This window comes from Algoriphagus oliviformis, assembly GCF_017254915.1.
Classification (GTDB): Bacteria; Bacteroidota; Bacteroidia; order Cytophagales; family Cyclobacteriaceae; genus Algoriphagus; species Algoriphagus oliviformis.
Window position 1 is genome coordinate 117,450 of the sequence record NZ_JAFKCT010000011.1, and the last position, 23,071, is coordinate 140,520.

Annotated in this window: 23 protein-coding genes; 16 read left to right on the forward strand and 7 right to left on the reverse strand. The window is 51.7% G+C overall.

The window, feature by feature from the left end:
- Window positions 1–3 precede the first annotated feature (3 nt).
- From ilvN to J0A68_RS20340, 9 genes are all read left to right on the forward strand, one after another.
- The gene (gene ilvN / locus J0A68_RS20300; RefSeq protein WP_206580080.1) at window positions 4–504 is read left to right on the forward strand and encodes an acetolactate synthase small subunit; all 501 of its coding nucleotides are present in this window, start codon (window positions 4–6) and stop codon (window positions 502–504) included.
- Window positions 505–636: 132 nt separating this feature from the next.
- Window positions 637–1,680 carry a ketol-acid reductoisomerase gene (gene ilvC / locus J0A68_RS20305; RefSeq protein ID WP_206580081.1) on the forward strand — a complete coding sequence of 348 codons (1,044 nt, stop codon included), beginning with the start codon at window positions 637–639 and terminating at the stop codon, window positions 1,678–1,680.
- 21 nt (window positions 1,681–1,701) lie between these two features.
- Complete coding sequence (locus tag J0A68_RS20310) at window positions 1,702–3,210, forward strand: 2-isopropylmalate synthase (protein ID WP_206580082.1); 1,509 nt, start codon at window positions 1,702–1,704, stop codon at window positions 3,208–3,210.
- 2 nt (window positions 3,211–3,212) lie between these two features.
- On the forward strand, window positions 3,213–4,619 hold the full coding sequence (leuC, locus tag J0A68_RS20315; protein WP_206580083.1) for a 3-isopropylmalate dehydratase large subunit: 1,407 nt from the start codon (window positions 3,213–3,215) through the stop codon (window positions 4,617–4,619).
- Window positions 4,620–4,731: 112 nt separating this feature from the next.
- Window positions 4,732–5,322, forward strand: coding sequence for a 3-isopropylmalate dehydratase small subunit (gene leuD, locus J0A68_RS20320; protein WP_206580084.1), 591 nt, complete (start codon window positions 4,732–4,734; stop codon window positions 5,320–5,322).
- A gap of 77 nt (window positions 5,323–5,399) precedes the next feature.
- On the forward strand, window positions 5,400–6,959 hold the full coding sequence (locus J0A68_RS20325; protein ID WP_206580085.1) for a hydroxymethylglutaryl-CoA lyase-like TIM-barrel protein: 1,560 nt from the start codon (window positions 5,400–5,402) through the stop codon (window positions 6,957–6,959).
- Window positions 6,928–7,995, forward strand: coding sequence for a 3-isopropylmalate dehydrogenase (gene leuB / locus J0A68_RS20330; RefSeq protein ID WP_206580086.1), 1,068 nt, complete (start codon window positions 6,928–6,930; stop codon window positions 7,993–7,995). Before J0A68_RS20325 ends, leuB begins: the two co-directional genes overlap by 32 nt.
- Before the next feature lie 140 nt (window positions 7,996–8,135).
- Window positions 8,136–8,360 (forward strand): hypothetical protein, encoded by a 225-nt coding sequence (locus tag J0A68_RS20335; RefSeq protein ID WP_206580087.1) that lies wholly within the window; start codon window positions 8,136–8,138, stop codon window positions 8,358–8,360.
- The gene (locus J0A68_RS20340) at window positions 8,360–8,668 is read left to right on the forward strand and encodes a type II toxin-antitoxin system RelE/ParE family toxin (protein ID WP_206580088.1); all 309 of its coding nucleotides are present in this window, start codon (window positions 8,360–8,362) and stop codon (window positions 8,666–8,668) included. The genes J0A68_RS20335 and J0A68_RS20340 overlap by 1 nt, the downstream gene beginning before the upstream one ends.
- A 133-nt stretch (window positions 8,669–8,801) precedes the next feature.
- Here the strand turns inward: J0A68_RS20340 and J0A68_RS20345 are convergent, their stop codons facing one another.
- Genes J0A68_RS20345 through J0A68_RS20365 form a run of 5 tightly spaced genes read right to left on the reverse strand, consistent with a single transcriptional unit; the run spans window position 8,802 to window position 10,814 of the window.
- Window positions 8,802–9,383 carry a hypothetical protein gene (locus J0A68_RS20345; protein WP_206580089.1) on the reverse strand — a complete coding sequence of 194 codons (582 nt, stop codon included), beginning with the start codon at window positions 9,381–9,383 and terminating at the stop codon, window positions 8,802–8,804.
- Entirely contained in the window at window positions 9,376–9,717 is a 342-nt protein-coding gene (locus J0A68_RS20350) for a HepT-like ribonuclease domain-containing protein (protein WP_206580090.1), read from the reverse strand. The genes J0A68_RS20345 and J0A68_RS20350 overlap by 8 nt, the downstream gene beginning before the upstream one ends.
- Window positions 9,710–10,000 (reverse strand): nucleotidyltransferase family protein, encoded by a 291-nt coding sequence (locus J0A68_RS20355; RefSeq protein ID WP_206580091.1) that lies wholly within the window; start codon window positions 9,998–10,000, stop codon window positions 9,710–9,712. Before J0A68_RS20355 ends, J0A68_RS20350 begins: the two co-directional genes overlap by 8 nt.
- Window positions 9,993–10,211 carry a DUF2442 domain-containing protein gene (locus tag J0A68_RS20360; protein ID WP_206580092.1) on the reverse strand — a complete coding sequence of 73 codons (219 nt, stop codon included), beginning with the start codon at window positions 10,209–10,211 and terminating at the stop codon, window positions 9,993–9,995. The genes J0A68_RS20355 and J0A68_RS20360 overlap by 8 nt, the downstream gene beginning before the upstream one ends.
- Before the next feature lie 30 nt (window positions 10,212–10,241).
- Window positions 10,242–10,814, reverse strand: coding sequence for a hypothetical protein (locus J0A68_RS20365; protein WP_206580093.1), 573 nt, complete (start codon window positions 10,812–10,814; stop codon window positions 10,242–10,244).
- Between the two features lie 93 nt (window positions 10,815–10,907).
- Between J0A68_RS20365 and J0A68_RS20370 the strand changes: the two genes are divergently transcribed.
- Complete coding sequence (locus J0A68_RS20370) at window positions 10,908–11,681, forward strand: pseudouridine synthase family protein (RefSeq protein ID WP_206580094.1); 774 nt, start codon at window positions 10,908–10,910, stop codon at window positions 11,679–11,681.
- 66 nt (window positions 11,682–11,747) lie between these two features.
- Here the strand turns inward: J0A68_RS20370 and J0A68_RS20375 are convergent, their stop codons facing one another.
- Together J0A68_RS20375 and J0A68_RS20380 are read right to left on the reverse strand one after the other, a co-directional pair.
- Window positions 11,748–12,242: a GNAT family N-acetyltransferase gene (locus tag J0A68_RS20375; protein WP_206580095.1), complete on the reverse strand. Its 495-nt coding sequence runs from the start codon at window positions 12,240–12,242 to the stop codon at window positions 11,748–11,750.
- A gap of 123 nt (window positions 12,243–12,365) precedes the next feature.
- Complete coding sequence (locus J0A68_RS20380; protein ID WP_206580096.1) at window positions 12,366–14,369, reverse strand: alpha-ketoacid dehydrogenase subunit alpha/beta; 2,004 nt, start codon at window positions 14,367–14,369, stop codon at window positions 12,366–12,368.
- 404 nt (window positions 14,370–14,773) lie between these two features.
- On the opposite strand from J0A68_RS20380, the gene rimO reads away from it, so the two are divergent.
- The 6 genes from rimO to J0A68_RS20410 all read left to right on the forward strand — a co-directional run bounded on the left by rimO (window position 14,774) and on the right by J0A68_RS20410 (window position 23,061).
- Window positions 14,774–16,087 (forward strand): 30S ribosomal protein S12 methylthiotransferase RimO, encoded by a 1,314-nt coding sequence (rimO, locus tag J0A68_RS20385; protein ID WP_206580097.1) that lies wholly within the window; start codon window positions 14,774–14,776, stop codon window positions 16,085–16,087.
- A 242-nt stretch (window positions 16,088–16,329) separates the two neighbouring features.
- Entirely contained in the window at window positions 16,330–16,875 is a 546-nt protein-coding gene (locus J0A68_RS20390) for an REP-associated tyrosine transposase (RefSeq protein ID WP_206580098.1), read from the forward strand.
- A gap of 215 nt (window positions 16,876–17,090) precedes the next feature.
- Window positions 17,091–18,254 (forward strand): hypothetical protein, encoded by a 1,164-nt coding sequence (locus J0A68_RS20395; protein WP_206580099.1) that lies wholly within the window; start codon window positions 17,091–17,093, stop codon window positions 18,252–18,254.
- A gap of 232 nt (window positions 18,255–18,486) precedes the next feature.
- Window positions 18,487–19,479, forward strand: a complete 993-nt coding sequence (locus J0A68_RS20400) for an adenosine kinase (RefSeq protein WP_206580100.1) — start codon at window positions 18,487–18,489, stop codon at window positions 19,477–19,479.
- 178 nt (window positions 19,480–19,657) lie between these two features.
- Window positions 19,658–20,989 (forward strand): M16 family metallopeptidase, encoded by a 1,332-nt coding sequence (locus tag J0A68_RS20405; protein ID WP_206580101.1) that lies wholly within the window; start codon window positions 19,658–19,660, stop codon window positions 20,987–20,989.
- 26 nt (window positions 20,990–21,015) lie between these two features.
- Window positions 21,016–23,061 carry a M16 family metallopeptidase gene (locus J0A68_RS20410; protein WP_206580102.1) on the forward strand — a complete coding sequence of 682 codons (2,046 nt, stop codon included), beginning with the start codon at window positions 21,016–21,018 and terminating at the stop codon, window positions 23,059–23,061.
- Window positions 23,062–23,071 lie beyond the last annotated feature (10 nt).

The following is a 23,071-nucleotide window of genomic DNA, read 5'->3' on the forward strand; positions in this document are numbered from 1 at the left end:
CCTATGAAGCGTTACACCATTTTCGTCATCACGGAGAATTTCATCGGAATTCTCAACAGGATCACCATCATTTTCACCCGCAGGGGGATCAATATTGATGCGCTGACCGCCTCCGAAAGCCGCCTTTCCGGGATCCACAGGATCACCATCGAGGTCACTGCCAATGAGGACACCGTCATCCAACTCGTCAATCAGATCGAGAAGATCGTCGATGTGATCAAGGCTTTCTACCACGAGGACGAGGGGGTAGTGTATCAGGAGATCGCGCTGTACAAGATCCCCGTTTCGCGCCTGGACGGTGGCTTGGAGAAAGTCATCCGTCAGCACAACGCCAAGATCATCGCCGCCGAGCCGGAGTTTGTCGTGCTGGAGCTGACAGGGCACAAGGAGCAGACCCAGGAGCTGCTGGAGATACTGAAAGGCTACGGCCTTCTTGAGTTTGCCAGGTCAGGTAGGGTAGCCGTCGCCAAGCGCATGCTGACCATCGAATCATTTATCAAGTAAAATCAATCCAAGAAACAACAAACTATTAAACCTAATATCATGAAATCGAGCAGGATGAAGTACTCCAGCCTCTAGGCGGATATGAAACCCAGCGAGATTCCATAGAGCCTTTAAAAATCAAACTATAGACTTATGAAATTAAAATTCGGATCAGTTGAAGAAAACGTAGTAACCAGGGATGAGTTTCCATTGGAAAAAGCCCGCGAGGTGCTCAAGGACGAGGTGATCGCAGTAATCGGCTACGGGGTACAAGGCCCAGGCCAGGCACTCAACCTGAAGGACAACGGCTTCAACGTGATCGTGGGCCAGAGAAAAGGCTCCAAGACTTGGGACAAGGCCATCTCCGACGGCTGGGTTCCAGGTGAGACCCTGTTTGAAATCGAAGAAGCCTGCGAAAAAGGCACCATTATCCAGTTCCTCCTGTCTGACGCAGGTCAGATCACCCTGTGGCCTACAGTGAAGAAGCACCTGACCCCAGGCAAAGCGCTTTACTTCTCCCACGGCTTCGGCGTGACTTACAAGGAGAAAACCGGCATCGTGCCACCTGCTGACGTAGACGTGATCTTGGTCGCTCCAAAAGGCTCCGGTACTTCCCTGAGAAGAATGTTTGTAGAGGGCAGAGGCTTGAACTCTTCTTATGCAATCTTCCAAGATGGAACTGGCAAAGCCAAAGACCGCGTTATCGCTTTGGGTATCGGCGTAGGATCCGGCTACCTGTTTGAGACCGATTTCTATCGTGAGGTGACTTCCGACTTGACTGGCGAAAGAGGCACCCTGATGGGAGCCATCCAAGGTATCTTCGCAGCGCAGTACGAGGTCTTGAGATCCAATGGCCACACGCCATCCGAGGCGTTCAACGAGACCGTAGAAGAACTGACCCAATCCCTGATGCCACTGGTGGCAGAGAATGGTATGGACTGGATGTACGCCAACTGCTCCACCACTGCCCAGCGCGGTGCACTGGACTGGTGGAAGCCTTTCCGCGACGCGACCAAGCCGGTTTTCGAAGCGCTTTACGATTCCGTAAAGACAGGCAAAGAAGCCCAAAAGTCCATCGACTCCAACTCCAAGGCGGACTACAGAGAGAAGCTGGAGGAAGAACTGAAGGAACTGAGAGAGTCTGAAATGTGGCAGGCCGGAGCGGTCGTCCGTCAGTTGAGACCAGAGAATAATTAAAAAACCCAAACCCCAAATATTATGAGTGACAAGCTGTGGATTTTTGATACAACCCTGAGAGATGGGGAGCAAGTGCCAGGGTGTCAGTTGAATACCCAGGAGAAGATCGTGGTGGCCCAGGCCCTAGAGGCACTAGGCGTGGATATTATCGAAGCAGGCTTTCCGATTTCCAGCCCGGGAGATTTCAACTCGGTGCAGGAGATTTCCAAGGCGGTTTCCAATCCGATCATTTGCGCACTATCCCGTGCTGTAGAAAAAGATATCGAAGTAGCAGCCGCAGCGCTCAAATATGCCAAGAAGGGGCGGATTCACACCGGCATCGGCGTGTCTCCCTACCACATCCAGTACAAGCTGCGCTCCACCCCCGAGGATATCATTGCCCGGGGCGTGGCGGCAGTGAAGTTTGCCAAGCGCTTCGTGGAGGACGTGGAGTTTTACGCCGAGGATGCGGGTCGTTCGGAGCCCGATTTTCTTTGCAAAATCATCGAAGAGGTGATCAAGGCAGGGGCGACCGTGGTGAACATTCCGGATACGACCGGCTATTGCCTTCCCGAGCAGTACGGAGCGATCATCGCCAGCCTGAAAAACAATGTGCCAAACATTGACAAGGCCATCATCGCCACCCACTGCCACAACGACCTCGGTATGGCCACTGCCAACACCATCTCCGGTGTACAGCACGGCGCCCGCCAAGTCGAGGTGACCATCAACGGAATCGGGGAAAGAGCCGGAAACACCTCCATGGAGGAAGTGGTCATGGCGATCAAGTGCCACAATTCGATCCCTGTCTACACCGACATCGTCACGCCAAAGATCTATCAGACCAGCCGTCTGGTGTCCAAGCTGATGAACATGCCGGTACAGCCAAACAAGGCCATCGTGGGTAGAAACGCGTTTGCGCACTCCTCCGGTATCCACCAAGACGGCGTGCTGAAGCACAGGGAGAATTACGAAATCATCGATCCCAAAGAGGTCGGTGTGGACGAATCCACCATCGTCTTGACTGCAAGGTCGGGCAGGGCTGCACTGAAGCACCACTTGGACGCTTTGGGCGTGGAGCTGGAAGGCGAGGAGTTGCGCGAGGTGTACGAGGCATTCTTGGTCTTGGCAGACTCCAAGCGCGACATCGGCCGCAAGGATCTCCTGGAGCTGGTAGGCAAGTACATGGACGAATCCAACTTCATCGAGCTCCAGTCCATCAGCTATTCCTCCAACGGCGCCATCAATGCGCAGGTCAGCTTGAAGATCGGAAGCGAGCTTCACAGCGCTTCCTCCAGCGGCGTGGGTCCTGTGGATGCGGTGCTGAAGTCCATCGAAAAGATCGTCAAGCCCCAGGTTGATTTGGAGGAGTTTCTCATCCAGGCGATTACCCATGGCAGCGACGACGTAGCCAAAGTGCACATGCGCCTGATCAAATCGGACAAGCCTTACTACGGTTTTGCCTCAAACAAAGACATCGTGCTGGCCTCGGCGCAGGCTTTCGTGGATGCGCTCAACAAAATACCGGTCAAAGAATACGTGACTGCTTAATTATGGAAAAGACAACATTATTTGATAAGATCTGGGATTCCCACGTGGTCAAATCCGTACCTGCTGGGCCAGATGTGTTCTTCATCGATAAGCATTTTATCCATGAAGTGACTTCTCCCGTCGCTTTTCTCAACTTGGAGAAAAGGGGCATCAGCGTAAAGTACCCGCACCGTACCATCGCTACTCCCGATCACAACGTCCCCACCGTGGACCAAGATCAGACGATCAAGGACAAGCTCTCCCGCATGCAGGTGGAGAAGCTTCGCGAAAACTGCAAGAAATACGGCATCGAGCTGCATGACCTCGGCTCAGCTCACCACGGCATCGTGCACGTGATCGGGCCGGAGCTGGGAGTGACCCAGCCGGGCATGACCATCGTGTGCGGCGACTCCCACACCTCTACCCACGGTGCCTTTGGCGCTATCGCCTTCGGGATCGGTACTTCCGAGGTCGAGATGGTACTGGCCACCCAGTGCATCATGCAGTCCAAGCCTAAGAAAATGCGGATCTCCGTGGAAGGCGAGCTGGGCAAAGGCGTGACTTCCAAGGATATCATCCTCTACATCATCTCCAAAATCTCCGCGGCCGGTGCTACCGGGTATTTCGTGGAGTATGCGGGTTCCGCAATCCGTAACCTCTCCATGGAAGCCAGAATGACCATCTGCAACATGTCCATCGAAATGGGCGCACGTGGTGGCTTGATCGCTCCGGATGAGACTACTTTCGACTACCTGAAAGGAAAGCAATACGCTCCAGCCGGTGAGGCTTGGGACGAAGCGGTTGCTCACTGGAAGATGCTGAAAACCGACGACGGTGCGACCTTTGACAAGGAATACCACTACGACGCGGCCGACATCGAGCCGATGATCACCTACGGTACCAACCCAGGCATGGGAATCAAAGTGGTGGAAAACATCCCGACCACCGAAGGCATGGAAGGCTCAAACAAGACTTCCTATCTGAAGTCCCTCAATTACATGGGCTTTGCTCCCGGAGAATCTGTCAAAGGAAAGCAAGTGGACTACGTCTTCGTGGGCTCCTGTACCAACGGGCGAATCGAAGATATCCGTTCCGTGGCAGAGTTTGTGAAGGGAAAGAGAAAGGCCGACAACATCACGGCTTGGATCGTCCCTGGTTCCCGTGAAGTGGAAAAGCAGGCCCATGAGGAAGGTTTGGTGAAAATCCTGGAGGAAGCAGGCTTTGTCCTTCGCCAGCCAGGCTGCTCCGCTTGCCTCGCGATGAACGATGACAAGATTCCAGCTGGGAAATTGGCGGTTTCTACTTCCAACAGAAACTTCGAAGGTCGTCAAGGCCCCGGTGCCCGCACCATGCTCGCGTCTCCTTTGACCGTGGCAGCGGTAGCCGTGACCGGCAAGATCACCGATCCTCGGGAGGTTCTCGAGAATTGAGTTCTTACAGGTATTGAGTTACTGGTTATTCGAGGTTAGATGGGATTTGATATCCTACTTCCACACTCGGGTTGCCAATAACCAATAACAACTAACTAACTACTGAAACACTATGGCTTACGATAAATTCACCGTCCTACGCGATACGGCAGTGCCACTGCCGACCGAAAACGTGGACACCGACCAGATCATCCCGGCTCGATTCCTGAAGGCCACCGAGCGCGAAGGCTTTGGCGACAACCTGTTTCGCGACTGGAGATACGACGTAGAGGGCAACCCGAAACAGGATTTTGTCCTCAATGACGACACGTACTCCGGCAAAATCCTCGTTGCTGGCAAAAACTTTGGCTCAGGCTCCAGCCGCGAGCACGCTGTGTGGGCGATCTACGATTATGGATTCCGCTGCGTGGTGTCCAGCTTTTTCGCAGACATCTTCAAAAACAACTGCCTGAACATCGGCGTGCTGCCGGTGACGGTCTCTGCCGAGTTTGCGGACAAGCTTTTCGCGGCGATCACGGCAGACCCCAAGACAGAAATCGAAGTGAGCCTGCCTGAGCAGAAGATCACTTTGCTGTCCACCGGCGAGTCGGAGTCCTTCGACATCAACGAATACAAGAAAAGCAACATGAAGAACGGGTTTGACGACATCGACTACCTGCTCAACATGTCATCTGAAATAGAGGCTTTTGCCGCTAACAGATAAAATACGCTCAAATGGAGGCAAAAAGTAGTCAAATGAGCCAACCCTCCAAGGGTTTGAAAAAACGGCGCATAGAAATCATGGATACGACTCTGAGGGATGGCGAACAGACCTCGGGCGTTTCCTTTTTGCCTTCGGAAAAACTCCAGATTGCCAAGCTTCTTCTGGAAGAACTCAAAGTGGATCGGATAGAAGTGGCTTCGGCTCGGGTCTCCGAAGGTGAATTGGAAGGTGTGCAGAAAATCGCCCAATGGGCTGCCCAAAAAGGCTATTTGGATCGCGTGGAGGTTTTGGGCTTTGTGGATACGCCGGTGTCGGTCGACTGGATCGTGGAGGCGGGTGCCAAAGTGCTCAACCTCCTGACCAAAGGCTCCCACAACCATCTCATCCACCAGCTCAAGAAGACTCCCGAGCAGCATTTCTCAGACATCCAGAGAAGCATTGCCTACGCCCGAGAAAAAGGGGTGGAGGTCAATGTCTACTTGGAGGACTGGTCTAACGGCATGCGCAATTCCCCTGAGTACACGCTGAGCCTGATCGACTTTCTCAGCAAAGAGCCGGTGAAGCGCGTCATGCTTCCGGATACCTTGGGTTTGCTTTCTCCAGACGAGACCCGTGCCTATTTTGAGCAGATCGTCGCACTTTACCCTGGAGTCCACTTCGATTTTCACGCGCACAATGACTACGACCTCTCCGTCGCCAACGTGATGGAAGCCGTGCTCCACGGAGCATCAGGGCTTCACACTACGGTGAATGGATTGGGAGAGCGGGCTGGAAATGCCCCGCTGGAGTCAGTCGTGGCGGTGATCAAGGACTTTACCGATCTGGAGATTGGCATTCAGGAGCAAAAGATTTTCCGGGTTTCGAAGCTGGTGGAGCAGTTTTCCGGACAGCACATCCCGGCAAACAAGCCGGTGGTGGGCGAAAATGTCTTTACCCAGACAGCCGGCATCCACGCCGACGGAGACAACAAAAAGAACCTGTATTTCAACGATCTGATGCCGGAGCGATTTGGCCGTCAGCGGAAATACGCCCTTGGAAAGACCTCTGGCAAAGCCAATATCCTCAAGAACCTCGAGGAGCTTGGGATTTCCCTGGAGAAAGACGAGCTCGCCCGCGTGACTCAGCGCATCATTGAGCTTGGGGACAAAAAGGAGCGTGTGACCACGGAGGATTTGCCCTATATCATCTCCGATGTCCTGCAAAACAACTCCATCACGCGAAACATCCAGATCGAAGGCTATCACATGACCCATTCCAAGGGGCTGAAACCGGTCGTGCAGCTGCGGATGAATATCCATGGGAAATTCTATGACGAGATCGCCACCGGTGACGGCCAGTACGATTCTTTCATGAAGGCCCTGAAAAAAATCTACCGCACGCTGGGCAAGGAGCTTCCTAAACTCACGGACTATCACGTGTCCATTCCTCCGGGTGGCAAGACCGATGCCTTTGTGGAAACGGTCATCACCTGGGACTATGGCAAGATTTTCAAAACCAAAGGTCTGGATCCAGACCAAACGGTGGCTGCGATGATGGCCACCGAAAAAATGCTCAACATCATCGATTCAATCAGTTACAACCCAGAAAAAGAAGAATCCACTTACTATGGAAATGAATATCGCGCTGTTGCCGGGTGACGGCATAGGCCCAGAAGTAGTGGCTCAGGCTGTGAAAGTCGTGGATGCCATCGGAAAGAAATTTGGACACCAAATCTCCTATAAAGAAGGAATGGTAGGTGCCTGCGCCATCGATGCGGTAGGCGATCCCTATCCAGACGCTACCCACGAGATCTGTGCGGCGGCAGATGCGGTGCTTTTCGGGGCCATCGGTCACCCAAAATTCGACAACGACCCCAAAGCCAAAGTTCGTCCAGAGCAAGGCCTGCTGAGAATGCGCCAGAAGTTGGGCTTGTTTGCCAACGTGCGACCAACCTTCACTTTCCCTTCTTTGGTGCATAAGTCTCCGCTGAAGCTGGATCGCGTGGACGGGGCGGACTTCGTGTTCTTCCGAGAACTGACCGGAGGTGTGTATTTCGGCGAGCCAAGAGGCAGAAACGAGCAAGGCACCAAGGCTTTTGATACCAATGTTTACACCAAAGAAGAGATTGTCCGCCTGGCCAGAATGGGCTTCGAAGCCGCTCAGGGCAGAAGAAAGCTCCTGACCTGCGTGGACAAAGCCAACGTGATGGCGACGTCCAGACTTTGGAGAGAGACCGTACAGGAATTGGCTCCTGAGTATCCAGACGTGAAGGTGGAGTACGAGTTTGTGGATGCCGTAGCGATGCGCTTGATCCAGTGGCCAAAGGCTTATGATGTCTTGATCACCGAAAACCTCTTTGGCGACATCCTTACTGACGAGGCTTCTGTGATTTCCGGTTCCATGGGCTTGATGCCTTCTGCATCTTTGGGTTCCAAAGTGAAGCTATTCGAACCTATCCACGGTTCCTATCCGCAGGCTGCCGGAAAAGACATCGCCAATCCACTCGGAACGGTGCTGTCCGCGGCGATGATGTTTGACTATGCGTTTGGACTGAAAGCCGAAGCTCAGGCGATCACCGACGTGGTCAACCTGTCCTTGGCAGAAGGCTATGTGACCGAAGATATCGCCGAAGGCGGTACTGCCTACAAAACTTCCCAAGTGGGAGATTGGCTAGCTGCCAAGATTTTGGGGTAAACTAGCTTTTGTAAAAAATAGCTGTTCGAGACTTGCTATCTCGAATTTCATCAAAAAAAACCACCTCAGGAATGGGGTGGTTTTTTTTTACAAGCTGAAGATTTCCGTAGAATGGATTAAATTCAAGAAACTTTCAAGTCATGGAAAATTCGATTCTTAAAGAAAAACTTCATCATGTGGTCGATTCTGCTGACACCAAATTATTGAAGATTTTGTATTCTGTTGTCAATGAGTTTGACGAGTCTACGTATGATCTAACTGCCGGACAACAAGCTGATCTAAAGAGGAGGCTGGAATTGTTTGATTCCGGAAAAATGAAATTTGGCACTTGGGATGAAATGATTTCAAAACTTGAAAAAGAGTAATGCCTTGGTCGATTAGCTATTCCGATCAGGCTCAAAAAGATGTTCGAGTAGCGTTCAGGTACTATAAAAACATCAGTGAAGTTTTGGGAAAGTATTTTTTGAGTGAGCTCAAGTATGCCGAAAAAACCGTACTCAATTCTCCTGAGGGATTTCAGATAAGATTTTTTGAGCGTATTCGAGGATGTCCTCTGAAGCATTTCCCTTTTTTGATGCTTTATGTTGTAGTTGAAAAATCTGTCAATGTTTTGGCGGTTTTTAACACCAATCAAAATCCTGAGCTTATGGAATCAAGATTGAAATCTGTTTAATTGGCTGCGGGGATTTTGGGATAAATTTCCCGCTATAGGCTAACAAACCACCTCAGGAATGGGGTGGTTTTTTGGTTTAGAGGAATGCTTCAGGTTCAAGGATGTCCATTTTTATAATGCTAAAATTAACGTCTTAGACTTCTTCGTCCCTTTTTACCCATTTTCTTATCCTTTCAACCTCTCGCTGTAATTCTTTCAAAGCTCTTTTTTGATATTTAAGCCAAAGTATTTCCGTTTTAAAAATTGGAAGTGCGTGATCCAAGGGTGGCGGTGGTGGAGGCGCATGCGGAGAGCCAAAATAGAAAGGAAATCTGGTACTCCTAGAAAGCCCGCAGTCAGGGATGGTTATGGTTCCGTCTTGATTTTTAACTGTATAAACCAACCAAGTCTCACCAATTTCAAAGGGTATTATTGCCATGTAATTGTCTTGAATGCCACCGACTACCGTAGAATCATCCAGAGATCCTTTCAGGATTTCAATTACTTTGAGCTTGTAGGAACCATCGGAATTGATGGAGATTGTTTCACCGATAAAAATCAGGTCATTAAAAAGGAATTCCTCTTTTTGGGCTTTTTTTAAGTTCCTTATTCTAAGGCAGTCGTAAGCAAACAGTGTTGTAGTGGTGACGAAAGAAAAAAATAAAAGAAGGAAAATGCCTGACGGTTTCACTTGCAGTTTAATAAGGCTTACAGAATTGTTTTTCTTTCTACCCATTTTTTAAAAGATTAGACAGTTGGAATACTAACTCTTCTATATCGTCTTGAATGATTGACCAGACGATTTCATAGTCGATTCCGAAATAGTCATGCACAATTCTATTTCTAAAACCTCTTAGTTTTTTCCATTCGATTTGGGGATTGTCATGTTTGAAATCCTCGTCGATCCGAATGGAGGCCTCTCCGATTATCTCAAAGTTCCTGACTACGGCGTCAATGGTTTTTTCGTCGTTCAAAAAATCTTGGAAGTCCTGGCCAGCCGTGTACCGAAGGATTTTTTCCGCCGACTCCTTCATGTCCAAAAGCAATAGCCCAATGTCCCGCTTAGACATAGACCAGGTCCTGTTCTAGTTTCTCAAAATACCGTTCCTTGATTCCATTTCTGGAAACCAAGTCCACTTTGATCCCAAGTAGCTCTTCCAGCTCATCCCCAAGCTCGATAAATTCGGAACCCACTCGGGTTTTAAACTCTACCATCAGGTCCAAATCGCTGTTTGCGCCTTGTTCATTTCTGGCATAGGAACCAAAAATCGCCAAAGACTTGATAGGGTACTTTTTGAAAAGCTCCTGCTTGCTGGCTGAAAGCCGGGTTTTTATTTCTGAAAAGCTATTCATCAATAGTTTTGAAAATCGATTCTAAAGATAAATCCTCATCAATCAGCGGCCAATGTACTCCATAGCCCGAAGGTGAGTTTTCATACAAATTGCGTTCTTCCGCTGTCGCTTTAAAGAGCCTAGTGGAAATCTTCCTCACATCCAGAATTACTGTCTCCCCCTTTTTTGAGACGATCATCCTGTTTTCAACGAACGCTATTTCAGTTTCCATAATTTCAAATCTCGAACCTCAAATTCCGGTTTAATTCCTCGGCGGATTGATCATGATATGCGCCCGATGCGTGCCCGGATCCATGATCCAGGGCAGCCCGGGAGCAGGAGGGCCAAGGGGAAGGCCGGTGCTCTCCACCGTCGCCCAGGGGATATAGACCACGGATCGGGTGTAGGTGTTGGTTGCCTCTCCCGTCTCCCAGTTCACGTCTTTTTCATCGGCGATCAGCGCAAAAAGCGTACTGCCGTGATCGGGTAGCTGAAGGGTTTTGGCCTTGGCCTCGGCCTCGCGGATGTCAAAAATCTCCTGTGCGCTCTTGCCCTCTTTTCGCAGCTCCCAACCCCGCTCCATAAATGGCTGCGCGCTGCTGTGGTAGCAGGACACGCTCAACCCTTCCCGGCTGGGGTCGTCGGCGAGGCAGACGGTTTGGTTGCTGCCTTGGCGCAGGAGCGTGCCGTCCGAGGCATAGACCGTGGCCTCCGCGCGCTGGTCTTCAGGTGCGGCCAAAGTCGCCAGTTTGATCTGTACGTCCTTGCTTGGAATGGTCTGCGCTACCGCGCAAAAACTCGCAAAAAGCATCCCTATACTCAAAATCGCCTTCATAAGTTGTTGGATTTGGGTTTTACGGAAGTTAGAGAAAGCAGGAAGGGTTTCAAAGAGTCGCGTCGGTTTTCTAAGTTTGTCCCTTGTTCGACTATGCTTTCAAGACCTTATTCCTATCTGTTTTCCCTGAGCTACTACGGCGCCCGCTTCAAGGGCTGGGCCAAGCAAAAAGGCCAGCCCACCGTCGAGGGCAAGCTAGAGCGGGTGTTGGGCTATGTGCTGGGACATGACGACTTTCGCATCATCGGCTCCAGCCGGACGGATTCGGGAGTGAATTGCCGCCGGGGTTTTGTCCAGATTTTCCTGCGGGAAAAAGTGGATTTGGGGGCCTTGCTACCAAGTCTGAACCAAAACCTATCCGGGGAAATCCACCTCGGTTCTGTCCAGGAGGTCGCTAGGGACTTCAATCTGATCCAGTTCGTGGAGCGAAAAACCTACCGCTACTTTTTCGCTTCCGCGGAAAACTTCCATCCTTTTGCCTCCGCCTATATCACGCAGGTGGATGGTTTTCAGGCTTTGGAAAGTATGCAGGAAAGCGCCTCAGCTTTCGTGGGGAAGCATGATTTCAGGGCGTTTTGCAAAGTCACGCCAAACAAGACGGACTTTGTCCGGGAGGTTTTGGAGGCGAAAGTCTATCTAAGCGACGACTTTGTCGAAGGCTTTTTTCCGGAAAAAGTTTACTGTTTCGAAGTGACCGGGACAGGTTTTCTGTACCATCAGGTGCGGAAAATGGTGTCTGCCGTTTGGGCTTTTTCCCCCCAGGAGATCCAAGATCGATTGGCAAGCCCCGAGGGCGATTGGGCTCAGGTGCCCACTGCCCCGGCACATGGCTTGGTGCTGTGGGAGACGGTGCTGCGTAGCCTTTGAGGTCTCAAAGACCTCGAAGGCTTGACTGGAATGAAACCTTCGAGGTTGAAAAAACCTCAAAGGTTTTCAAAGGCCCAGCTCCATCACCACATCGTCCATCACGTAGCCGCTGCCGATGTCGATCACTTCGGTGTAGATCTCTACAAAGCCGATGCGGCCATAGAACTCAATCGCCTTCTGGTTGTATTTGTTGACATTGAGCAGGAGACTGGCTTGCTTGGCTTTTCGCGCCCGCTCTGCGACGTCCAAGAGGAGTGCTTTGCCTGCTCCTTTGCCTTGGGCCTCCGGCAAAAGGTAGATCTTGTGCAGTTTTGCCTTCGGAGTTCCCGAATAATTCAATTCAAATCCCGCAAAGCCCAGTTCGCTTCCATTTTCCTCTGCTAGCAAAAAAGTATGTCCTTTGTCCCACTGAGACTCCAGCACAGCGAGGTCGTACATCATCTCCAGCATATAGCGGATCTGCTCTGGGCTGAGGATTTTCCCGAAAGTATCTGGCCAAGTCCGGTGGGCGATGGATTGGACTTTTGGAAGTTCGACTTTGGCTAGCGGTCTGATAAGCATTTTTGATTTTTGATTTAAGATTTACGGAGTTCTGAAGCGGCTGGCGGTAAAAAGGGGACAATGCCTTGGGTTCCCAAAACTTTACAACCTTCCGACTTTACCACTTTCCAACGGGACTTTCCTTTAATACTCGACCAATTCCCTCAGCTTTTCCCTAAACCTAGCCTCCGGCAAAAACTGCCTTTCCAGATTAGGGGCGAAAGGAACCGGCGTATCCAGACTGCCGACCCGCATCACGGGCGCATCCAGATACTGAAAGCAATGCTCGGAAATCCATGCGCAGATCTCCGCACCGATTCCTCCGGTGAGCGTGTCTTCTTGTAGAAAAATGACTTTTCCGGTCTTCCTCACCGTCTCTGCGACCGCCTCCTGATCCCAAGGCAGAAGCGTTCGCAGGTCGAGAATGTCGACAGAAATGTCCATTTCCTCTACGGCCTTTTTCGCCCAATGAACGCCCATGCCATAGGTAATGATGGAAGCCTGCGTTCCTTCTTGAACCAATGCCGCTTTTCCAACTTCTACAGTGTAGTAGCTATCCGGCACCGGGCCGGTGATGGAGCGGTAGAGCAGTTTGTGCTCAAAGTAGAGGTAGGGGTTCGGGTCTTCCAGGGCGGCATTGAGCAGCCCTTTGGCATCCGCGGGGTTGGAAGGATAGACGATTTTCAGGCCGGGGGTATGGAAAAACCAAGCCTCGTTGGATTGGGAGTGGAAGGGCCCAGCCGCTGTCCCGGCACCGGTAGGCATGCGGATGACCACATCGGCAGGCTGGCCCCAGCGGTAGTGGATCTTGGCAAGGTTGTTCACGATCTGGTTAAAGCCCATGGTGACAAAGTCGGCAAACTGCATCTCGACCATGGCTTTGTAGCCTTTGAGCGAAAGACCGAGCGCGGCGCCGATGATCGCGCTTTCACAAAGCGGCGTGTTCCGCACCCGATCCGCACCAAACCGGTCCTTGAAGCCATCGGTGATTTTGAATACGCCGCCATATTCCCCAATGTCCTGACCCATCAAAACCAAATTTGGGAACCGCTCCATGGATTGTCTCAGTCCATCGCTGATCGCATCGACAAAGCGTTTTTCCGTACTTGGGCCGGTAGGTTCTATGGTTTTTTGGGAAAAAGGCGCGTACACGTCTCGTAGTTCCTTGTCCAGATTGGCGGCAATGGCCTCTTCGGCAAAGGCAATTTCCAAGGCCTCGTTGATCGCTTGTTTGACTTTGGAGTTGACGCTGTTTTTGGTTTTTTCGTCCAAAACGCCGATTTCCTCCAGATAGAGCTCATAATTTTCGACGGGATCGAGTTTCGCCCATTCTTCCATCAGGGGCTTGGGAACGTACTTGGTTCCGGAGGCTTCCTCATGACCACGCATGCGGAAGGTAATGGCCTCGACCAAGATTGGTCTGGGGTTTTCCCGGATGTCTTTCGCCAAACTTAGAATTGCATCATAGACTTCCAGCACGTTGTTGCCCTGGATTCGGATGGACTCCATGCCGTAGCCGGGGCCTTTTTCGGTGAAATGCCGGAAAGCAAACTGCTCTTCGCTGGGAGTGGAGAGGCCGTAGCCATTGTGCTCGACGACGAAGATCACCGGAAGCTTCCAGACTGCCGCGACGTTGAGCCCTTCGTGAAAATCCCCCTCGGAACTCGCTCCGTCACCGGAGAAGACCAGCGTCACTTTCTTTTCCCCAGAAAGCTTGTCCGCAAGTGCGATCCCGTCTGCAATCGCCAGTTGTGGCCCGAGATGGGAGATCATTCCCACGATATGGTGGGCCATACTTCCGAAGTGAAAGGAGCGGTCGCGCCCTTTGGTGAAGCCGGATTTTTTGCCCTGGAACTGTGCGAACAGCCTCTCCAACGGAATTCCTCTGCCGGTAAAAATCCCCAGGTTGCGGTGCATGGGAAGGATGAACTCATCCGCTTCGAGGGCATTGACCGCGCCGATGGAGATGGCCTCCTGTCCCCAGCCGCTAAACCACTTGGAAATCCTTCCTTGGCGGAGCAGGATCAGCATTTTCTCCTCAATTCGCCGGGGAATCAGCAGCGATTCGTACAGCGCCAGAAGCGTGTCGTCGCTGTGGTTTTTTCGGTCGAAGGTGAGCGCTTGGGCGTTGGGGGCGGTGAAGTCCATGGGGCATGATTTCCTCTCCAAGGTACAGGATGGGTGGAATTTGGCAAAATGGTTTTGGATGAGGGGAGGGCGGTAGAAGTGCTTTTTTTACCCGCCATCCGACACCGGTCATCTGGCATTTGTCCCCCTCCCCTGCAGTGCACCCCGATTCGCATCGGGGGCAAAAAATAAATGCAAGGAGTTAAAAAGTATTTGCTGTACGATTCAAAATTAGGCAAATGGATTTCGTTGAAACGACACTTTGGATTAAGCTTGTTTTACGCTTGTGTTAAGGGCTGGGGTTGAAAGGTGGGAAGGTTGGAAAGTCGCAAGGTTGTCGATGCCTACCCTTGCAACTTTCCAACTTTCTTAACTTTCCAACTCATTTTTCCCTACCTTTGCACTCCCAAATCCAATCAAAGCCTGTGAAAGCGAGAACGTTAAAGAAAGACAAGGTCAATATCATCACCATGGGTTGCTCCAAAAACCTCGTGGATTCCGAAGTGCTGCTGACCCAGCTGAAAGGCAACGGCATCAACGCCAGCCACGAGTCCAGCGCCCAGGACAACAACATCATCATCATCAACACCTGCGGCTTCATCGACAACGCCAAGCAGGAGTCCATCGACACCATCCTCCAATACGTCGATGCCAAGGAGCAGGGCTTGGTGGACAAGGTGTACGTGACCGGCTGTCTTTCGCAGCGCTACAAGGACGATTTGGAAAAGGAAATCCCCCAAGTGGATGCCTTCTTTGGCACTCGGGATTTGCCGGCGATCTTGAAGAAATTCAAAGCAGACTACAAGCATGAGCTGGTAGGGGAGCGCCTACTGACGCACTCCGCGCACTATGCGTATATGAAGATCTCAGAGGGTTGCGATAGACCCTGTTCTTTCTGCGCCATTCCGATCATGCGCGGCGGCCATATCTCCCGGCCTATCGAGGAGCTGGTGAAAGAGGCCCAGCACAAGGCCGCCAACGGAACGAAAGAACTGCTCCTGATCGCTCAAGATTCGACCTACTACGGACTAGATCTGTATAAAAAAAGAAACCTCGCCGAGCTCATGGACAGACTCGCTGACGTGGAGGGGATCGATTGGATCCGTCTGCACTACGCCTATCCGACCGGCTTTCCTATGGACGTGATCCAGGTCATGAAAGACCGTCCGAATATTTGCAAATACCTGGATATTCCCCTGCAGCACGGCTCCACTTCCGTCCTGAAGACGATGAGAAGGGGGACTACCCGCGAAAAGCAGGAGGAACTCATCCACAGCATCCGGGACATGATTCCCGAGATCGCCATCCGTACGACCCTGATCGCCGGCCATCCGGGTGAGGGAGAAAGGGAATTCCAGGAGATGGTGGACTTCGTGGAGCGGATGAAGTTTGAGCGACTGGGTGTGTTTACCTATTCCCATGAGGAAAACACGCATGCCTACTCCATGGAGGACAGCCTGTCTCAGGAGGAAAAGCAAGACCGCGCCAACCAGCTAATGGAGATCCAGGAGCAGATCAGCTACGATCTAAACCAGGAGAAAGTCGGCAAAACCTTCAAGGTGCTCATCGACAAGAAGGAAGGCGGACACTTCGTAGGCCGGACCGAGTTTGACTCCGTGGAGGTGGACAATGAAGTCCTGATCGACGCCTCCAAGCACTACTGCCGTGTAGGCGACTTTGTCCATGCCAAGGTCACCGAGGCCACGGAGTTTGATCTGTATGCGGAGGTAGAGGGATAAAATTTCAGGTAATGCTGCTTCTCCAGAAGCAGCATTTTTTGTTTTTGATCCTGCATCTGGAAGTTGAGAAGGGTAAAGTGTGACTAGGGGCTGTCTTGCTTCTCCAGAAGCAGGACAGCGTCGATTAAATGACTTTCCAGCTTCTGGAGAAGCAGGACAACGTTCAGGGGGCTATGCTGCTTTATGCTGCTTCGGGAGAAGCAGCATTCTGATTTGTATATTTGGGAATCACTTTTTTGAACATGAGACCTTTTCAAGTTTCTGACCAAAACGCTGTCTATTTTTTGACACTGACCATTGTCGAGTGGGTTGATATTTTTACGCGAAGAGAATACAAAATGGAAGTAGTCGACAGCTTGAACTTCTGTGTGGAAAGGAAGGGGCTGGAGATATTTGCCTGGTGCTTGATGTCCAACCATCTTCATTTGCTTTGCCGGTCAAAAGAAGCATTTCGACTAAGCGATACCATTCAGGATTTCAAGAAGTTTACCGCCCGGAAGATTTTGGGTAGTATGGAAAAGGAATCCATTGAGTCCCGGGCCAAATGGATTTTGAAGATTTTCAGAGAAAGAGGGGCAAGTCAAAGTAGGATAAGCAATTACAAGTTTTGGAACGATGGCCTGCATGCAGTGTGGGTGGAGTCGGCTGTTTTTTTTGAGCAGAAGCTTCACTACATCCACCGCAATCCCGTCGAAGCGATGGTTGTGGAGGAGCCGGAAGAATATTTGTTTAGCTCTGCCAGGGATTATTCGGGTAAGAAAGGATTGGTGAAGGTTGAGGTTTATTGAGCTGCTCGATCCTGCTTCTGGAGAAGCAGGACAACATACCTCGCTCTGGTTCTGTATGGTTGGAGGTTGCATTATGGTTGTGAGAAAATTGATCATTTGGATTTGGTTTTATATTCTTTTTAGTCCAGCTTCTGGCGAAGCAGGACAGCGCCAGTTAATTCACTTTTTTGCCCTTTCCCCCACTTCCCGTATTTTAGCCGACTAAAATCACCCGAATGAAGCTGATCGAAGTCACCACACCTGCCCATCAACGGGAATTTATCGAGATGGCGGTGCGGCTCTATAAGAACGAAACCAACTGGATCAGGCCTCTGGATGCGGACATCGAGGGGCTTTTTCACAAGGAGACCAACAAGCTCTTCCGTAACGGGGCCAAAGCCAAGCGCTGGCTCTTGGAGGACGAAAAGGGAAAGACCATCGGTCGCGTAGCCGCCTTCATCAATCCCAAAATGAAAGAAAAACAGCCTACCGGCGGTTTGGGCTTTTTCGAATGCATCAATGACCAAAAGGCGGCGTTCCTGCTCTTTGACACCGCCAAGGCCTGGCTTGAGAGCGAAGGCATGGAAGCCATGGACGGCCCGATCAACTTTGGCGAGCGGGACAAGTGGTGGGGACTGCTGGTGGACGGATTCTCCGAGCCGAACTATAACATGCCTTGGAACTTCGGCTACTACCAGAAGTTTTTCGAAGACTACGGCTTCCAGCTCTATTTCAAGCAGTTTACCTACATGCGTCCGGTGCAGAATCTCGGCTTTGACGAGAAGATGATCCAGCGCGCCAACCAGATCATGGCCAATCCGGAGTATTCCTTTCGCTATATCAAGGGGAAAGAATTGCAGGAGAAGGCGCCGGAGTACTTCATGACGGTGTACAACAAGGCCTGGGCGCGGCACATGGGCAAGTCCATCGCGCTGAAGGAAGCCCAGATGATGTTTGGCAAGATGAAGCCCATCATCGACGAGCGGCTGATCTACTTTGCTTTTCACAAAGATGAGCCCGTGGGCTTTTTCATCCAGATCCCGGAGATCAACCAGATCTTCAAGCACGTGAACGGCAAGATGGACCTGATCGGCAAGCTGAAGTTCCTTTGGTACAAAACCTTCTCCCCGCCCAACAAGATGCTGGGGCTGGTCTTTGGCGTGGTGCCGGAGCACCAGGGCAAGGGCGTGGAGAGCGCCATGATCATCAGCTACGACAAAATGAGCGGCAAGGCGGACTTCCAGTACAAGACCATCGAGATGAACTGGATCGGGGACTTCAACCCGAAGATGATGCGCGTCTGCGAGCAGCTTCTAGCCGAAATCTACAAGACGCATCACACTTATAGGTATTTGTTTGATCGCACAAAGCCGTTTGAAAGACACCGTATTTTCGATTGATTTACGATTTTAGAAATACGATTTACGAGGCCTCGGACTGATCGAACGTCTGTGTCAGTCCGAGCACCCTACAGACGAGAGTCTGGAGGTTCGAGGATTTAAGTGGAAAAGACTTCGACTCCGCTCAGCCTGACACCGGTCACCGGACATCCAACCTTACAACCTTTCCACTTTACCACTTTCCAACTCAACCTCCCAATCTTCCAATTTTGAAATTTTACAATCTTCCAATATGAAATACGACGTAACCGGCATCGGCAATGCCCTCGTAGATATCGAGTTTAAAGTAAAAGACCAGTTTTTCTCGGACAACGGAGTCGAGAAAGGACTCATGACCCTCGTCGACGAGGAGCGGCAAAACTCCCTGATGGCCGTGATCAACACCGCCGAAGCCAAGAAGCAGGCGGGTGGCTCGGCTGCCAATTCCATCGTGGCGGTGAGCCAGTTTGGGGGAAAGTCCTTCTACAACTTCCGCGTGGCCGATGACGAGCTGGGGCACTTTTACCTCCAGGATCTGATCGACTCGGGGGTGGACATTGCCTTGAAAAAAGAGGCCCTGGAGGCTGGAGTGACCGGTAAGTGCCTCGTGATGGTGACCGAGGACTCCGAGCGTACGATGAACACCTTCCTGGGCATCACCCAAAACTTCTCGACCAAAGACATCCATGATGCCGCTATCGGCGACTCGAAATACCTCTTTATCGAAGGGTACCTGGTGACTTCACCCAACGGCAAAGAGGCAATGGTCCACGCCAAGCAGGTGGCCGAAGCGGCCGGAACGAAAGTCGCCTTGACCTTTTCGGATCCCGCGATGGTGAAATATTTCAAGGCCAACTTTGACGACGTGATCGGATCGGGTATCGATTTGCTCTTTGCCAACGAGGAGGAAGCCATGCTTTTCACGGGAAAAGAAACCTTGGCAGAAGCGCGGGAGGAAATGAAGAAGTATGCCAAGCACTTCGTGATCACCTTGGGCAAAAACGGCGCGATGATCTTTGACGGGGATACCTTCATCGATATCGAACCTTACCAAACCACCGCGATAGACAGCAACGGAGCAGGGGACATGTTTGCGGGAGCTTTCCTCTATGGTATCACCAACGGGCACAGCTATGCCTCCAGCGGCAAGCTGGCCTCGATGGCAAGTTCGAAAATCGTAAGCCAGTTTGGGCCGCGGCTCAAATGGCACGAGGCCAAGGAAATCCTGGCCCGTCTCAATCCCTAATCCTCCAAGGCTGTCCACTTTCGGGCAGCTTTTTTTCTTTTCGGGCTATACCGCGCAGCTTTAGGAAGATTTAACTGGCTTTTTCGACAATCTGCTTAACTTTCTAACCTATCCGTTAAAAAACCTGTTTATTTCAAATGAACAACGACTTGTTTGGATCTAACCCCATCTTTTTACCATGAAAAAAACTACCCTAGTCGGGTGCATGCTGGGACTGCTGACCTTGCCCACATTTGCCCAGAATAAGATTGACTTCAGGGAATTTACCCTGGACAATGGACTGCATGTGATCATGCATCAGGACAATTCGACTCCCATCGTGGTGACTTCGGTCTTGTATCACGTCGGGTCAAAAAACGAAAACCCCGAGCGTACGGGTTTTGCCCACTTCTTCGAGCACTTGATGTTTGAGGGCTCGGAAAACATCGATCGCGGCCAATACATGAACATCATCCAAGGCCGTGGAGGTACGCTCAATGCCTACACTTCCAACGACATCACCTACTACTACGAGCTGCTGCCCTCCAATGAGCTGGAGCTGGCCCTGTACATGGAGAGCGAGCGCATGCTGCACTCCAAGGTCGACCAGACCGGCGTGGAAACCCAGCGGGAAGTGGTGAAGGAGGAGCGGAGACAGCGCTACGAAAACCAGCCCTACGGCACCATCTTGCCGGAAACCTTGGTACGCGCGTATAGCACCCATCCTTACCAGTGGGCGCCGATTGGATCCATGGACCACCTGAACGCCGCGACCATCGAGGAGTTTCAGCAGTTTTACAAGGATTTCTACGTGCCAAACAACGCCACCCTGACCATCGCTGGTGACATAGACTATGCGGAGACCGAGGCCATGGTGAAAAAGTATTTCACCGAAATCCCCAAAGGCACCAAGGAAATCTATCGTCCCGACGTGGAGGAGCCTAAGAAGATGACCGAGATCCGCGACATCATCTACGACAACATCCAGATCCCGGCGGTGATCCAGGCCTACAACTTGCCGCCGCGCAACCATCCGGACAGCTATGCGCTCTCGATGCTTTCCACCTACCTCACCGGGGGGAACTCTTCGCTGATGACTAAAGAGCTGGTGGACAAGCAGCAAAAGGCTTTGGTCGTGGCTGCGATTCCGCTTGAGCTTGAGGACGGCGGGATATTTATCATGTACGGCATCACCAACATGGGCGTGGAGCCAAAAGACCTCGAGACAGAGGTGGATCGCCTGATCAAGCAGGTGCAGGATCAGGGAATCACGGATGACGAGTTTACCAAGCTGAAAAACCAGATGGAAAACGACATCGTCAGCAGCAACTCCACCATGGCCGGTATCGCCGAAAACCTCGCCGAGGCTAGCGTGATCTACGGCAACACCAACTACATCAACCAGGTAATGGACAAGTTTTCCCAGGTGACCAAGGCGGATATCCAGCGGGTAGCCAAAGAGTACCTCAGCTTAGACGGCCGCGTTGTGCTGTACTACCTGCCAAAATCATCCCAGCCCACCACCGAATAATTGTTTGACCTTATTGATCTAAAGAAATGAAAAAACTAGCGATATCATTTGTATTGACGCTTTTGGTCACAGTCGGCTTGATGGCCCAGGTAGACCGAAGCAAGCTGCCAGCCTCTGGGCCTGCTCCCGAGATCAAGATCGGAGAGGCGGAGACTTTTACCCTGGAAAATGGCCTGAAAGTTTTCGTGGTGAAAAACACCAAGCTGCCCCGCGTCTCTTTCACCTTGGTGTTGGAAAGGGATCCTATTCTCGAAGGAGATAAGGCGGGCATGACCAGCTTCGTCGGCGAGATGATGATGGGCGGGACCAAAAACCGCACAAAAGACCAGCTTGACCTGGAGGTCGATTTCATCGGGGCCAGCCTGAGCGCATCTTCCACCTCGGTCTTTGCTTCCTCTCTGAAGAAGCACCAGGCAAAAATCCTCGAACTGATGGCGGACGTGCTTTACAATCCCGTTTTTCCGCAGGAAGAGCTGGACAAGCTGAAGAAGCAATCCCTCACCGGCCTGGCCCAGAGCAAGGACAATCCAAATGCCATCTCTTCCAGACTGGCTGCCACCGTCCTCTATGGCGACAAGCACCCCTACGGAGAGATCGAGACCGAAGAGACCATCAACAACATCACTGTCGAGGACATCAAAGCGTACTATTCGACCTACTTCAAGCCAAATGTCGCCTACCTCGCCATCGTCGGCGACATGGACAAGGCCGAGGCCGAAAAAGTGGTGAAGCAGTACTTTGGCAGCTGGACCAAAGGCGAAGTGCCAAAGTTTACTTATCCCATGCCGCAGCGCGCCTCCAAAAGGGCCGTGGCCTTGGTGGATAGAAGTTCCTCCGTGCAGTCGGTCATCAATTTGACCCAGCCAGTGCAGATGAAAATCGGCGATCCGGACTATATCTCCAGCCGCTTGCTCAACCAGGTCTTGGGGGGAGGCTCCTCTTCCCGTCTTTTCATGAACCTGCGCGAAGACAAAGGATACACCTACGGCGCCTATTCTTCCATCGGAGCTGACAAGCTCGTGGCGACGATCTCTGCCAACGCTTCTGTTCGGACTGAAGTGACCGACTCGGCGGTGTACGAGTTTATCCATGAGATCCAAAACCTGGTGGAAAACGGCGTCACCGAAGACGAACTGGCCAAGGCGAAAGCCGAACTGTCCGGAAGCTTCGGGCGCTCGCTGGAGCAGCCGAGCACCGTGGCTCAGTTTGCGCTGAACATTGACCGCTACAAGCTGCCCAAGGACTACTACGAGACCTATTTGCAAAAGCTCAATTCCTACACCGTGGAGGATATCAACGCCACGGCAAAGCGTCTCATCGAGCCGGACAAGTTTATCATCACCACCGTCGGAAATGGCGCGGAGATCAAGGAAAAGCTGGCCCAATTCGGCGAAGTCACGATGTATGACAATATGGGCCAGCCCGCCAAGGAGCTGGTTGCCGATGCCGACATGACGGCTGAGAAAGTTCTGGATGCCTACTTGGCAGCTATTGGAGGTGTGGACAAAGTCAAAGCAATCAAGACGGCCAAAATCTCGATGGATGCGAACGTGATGGGAACGGCGCTGAACATCGCCTTTGCCTACGATCCGCAAAACGGGCGCTATGGCCAGAAGCTTTCCGTCGGCGGCAACGTGATGCAGAAGACCACTTTGGCAGACGGCAAGGCCGCGGTATCCGCCCAGGGCCAACAGATGGATCTGGCCGGCGAGCAGCTGGAGGCCGTCATGCTGAATTCCTATCTTTTCCCAGAGGCAATCTATCAGGAAAAAGGCTACACACTCACCTTTGACGGCCTGAAGGACGTGGAGGGAACTCCCGCCTACAAGGTGATCATCTCCGCCCCATCAGGCGCCAAGCTGATCAACTATTACGCGCAGGACTCTGGGCTGAAGGTTAAATATGAAAATCCGGCCTCCGGCGACACCTTCTATTCTGACTACCAGCCCAAGGATGGGGTGCTGCTTCCGATGGCTTGGACCATCAAGTCTCCGGCTATTCCTGTCCCTTTGGAGGCAAAAGTCACTGCCCTCGAGCTGAACGTGCCGATCACGGCTGAGGACATCAATTGACCCGAGAGGA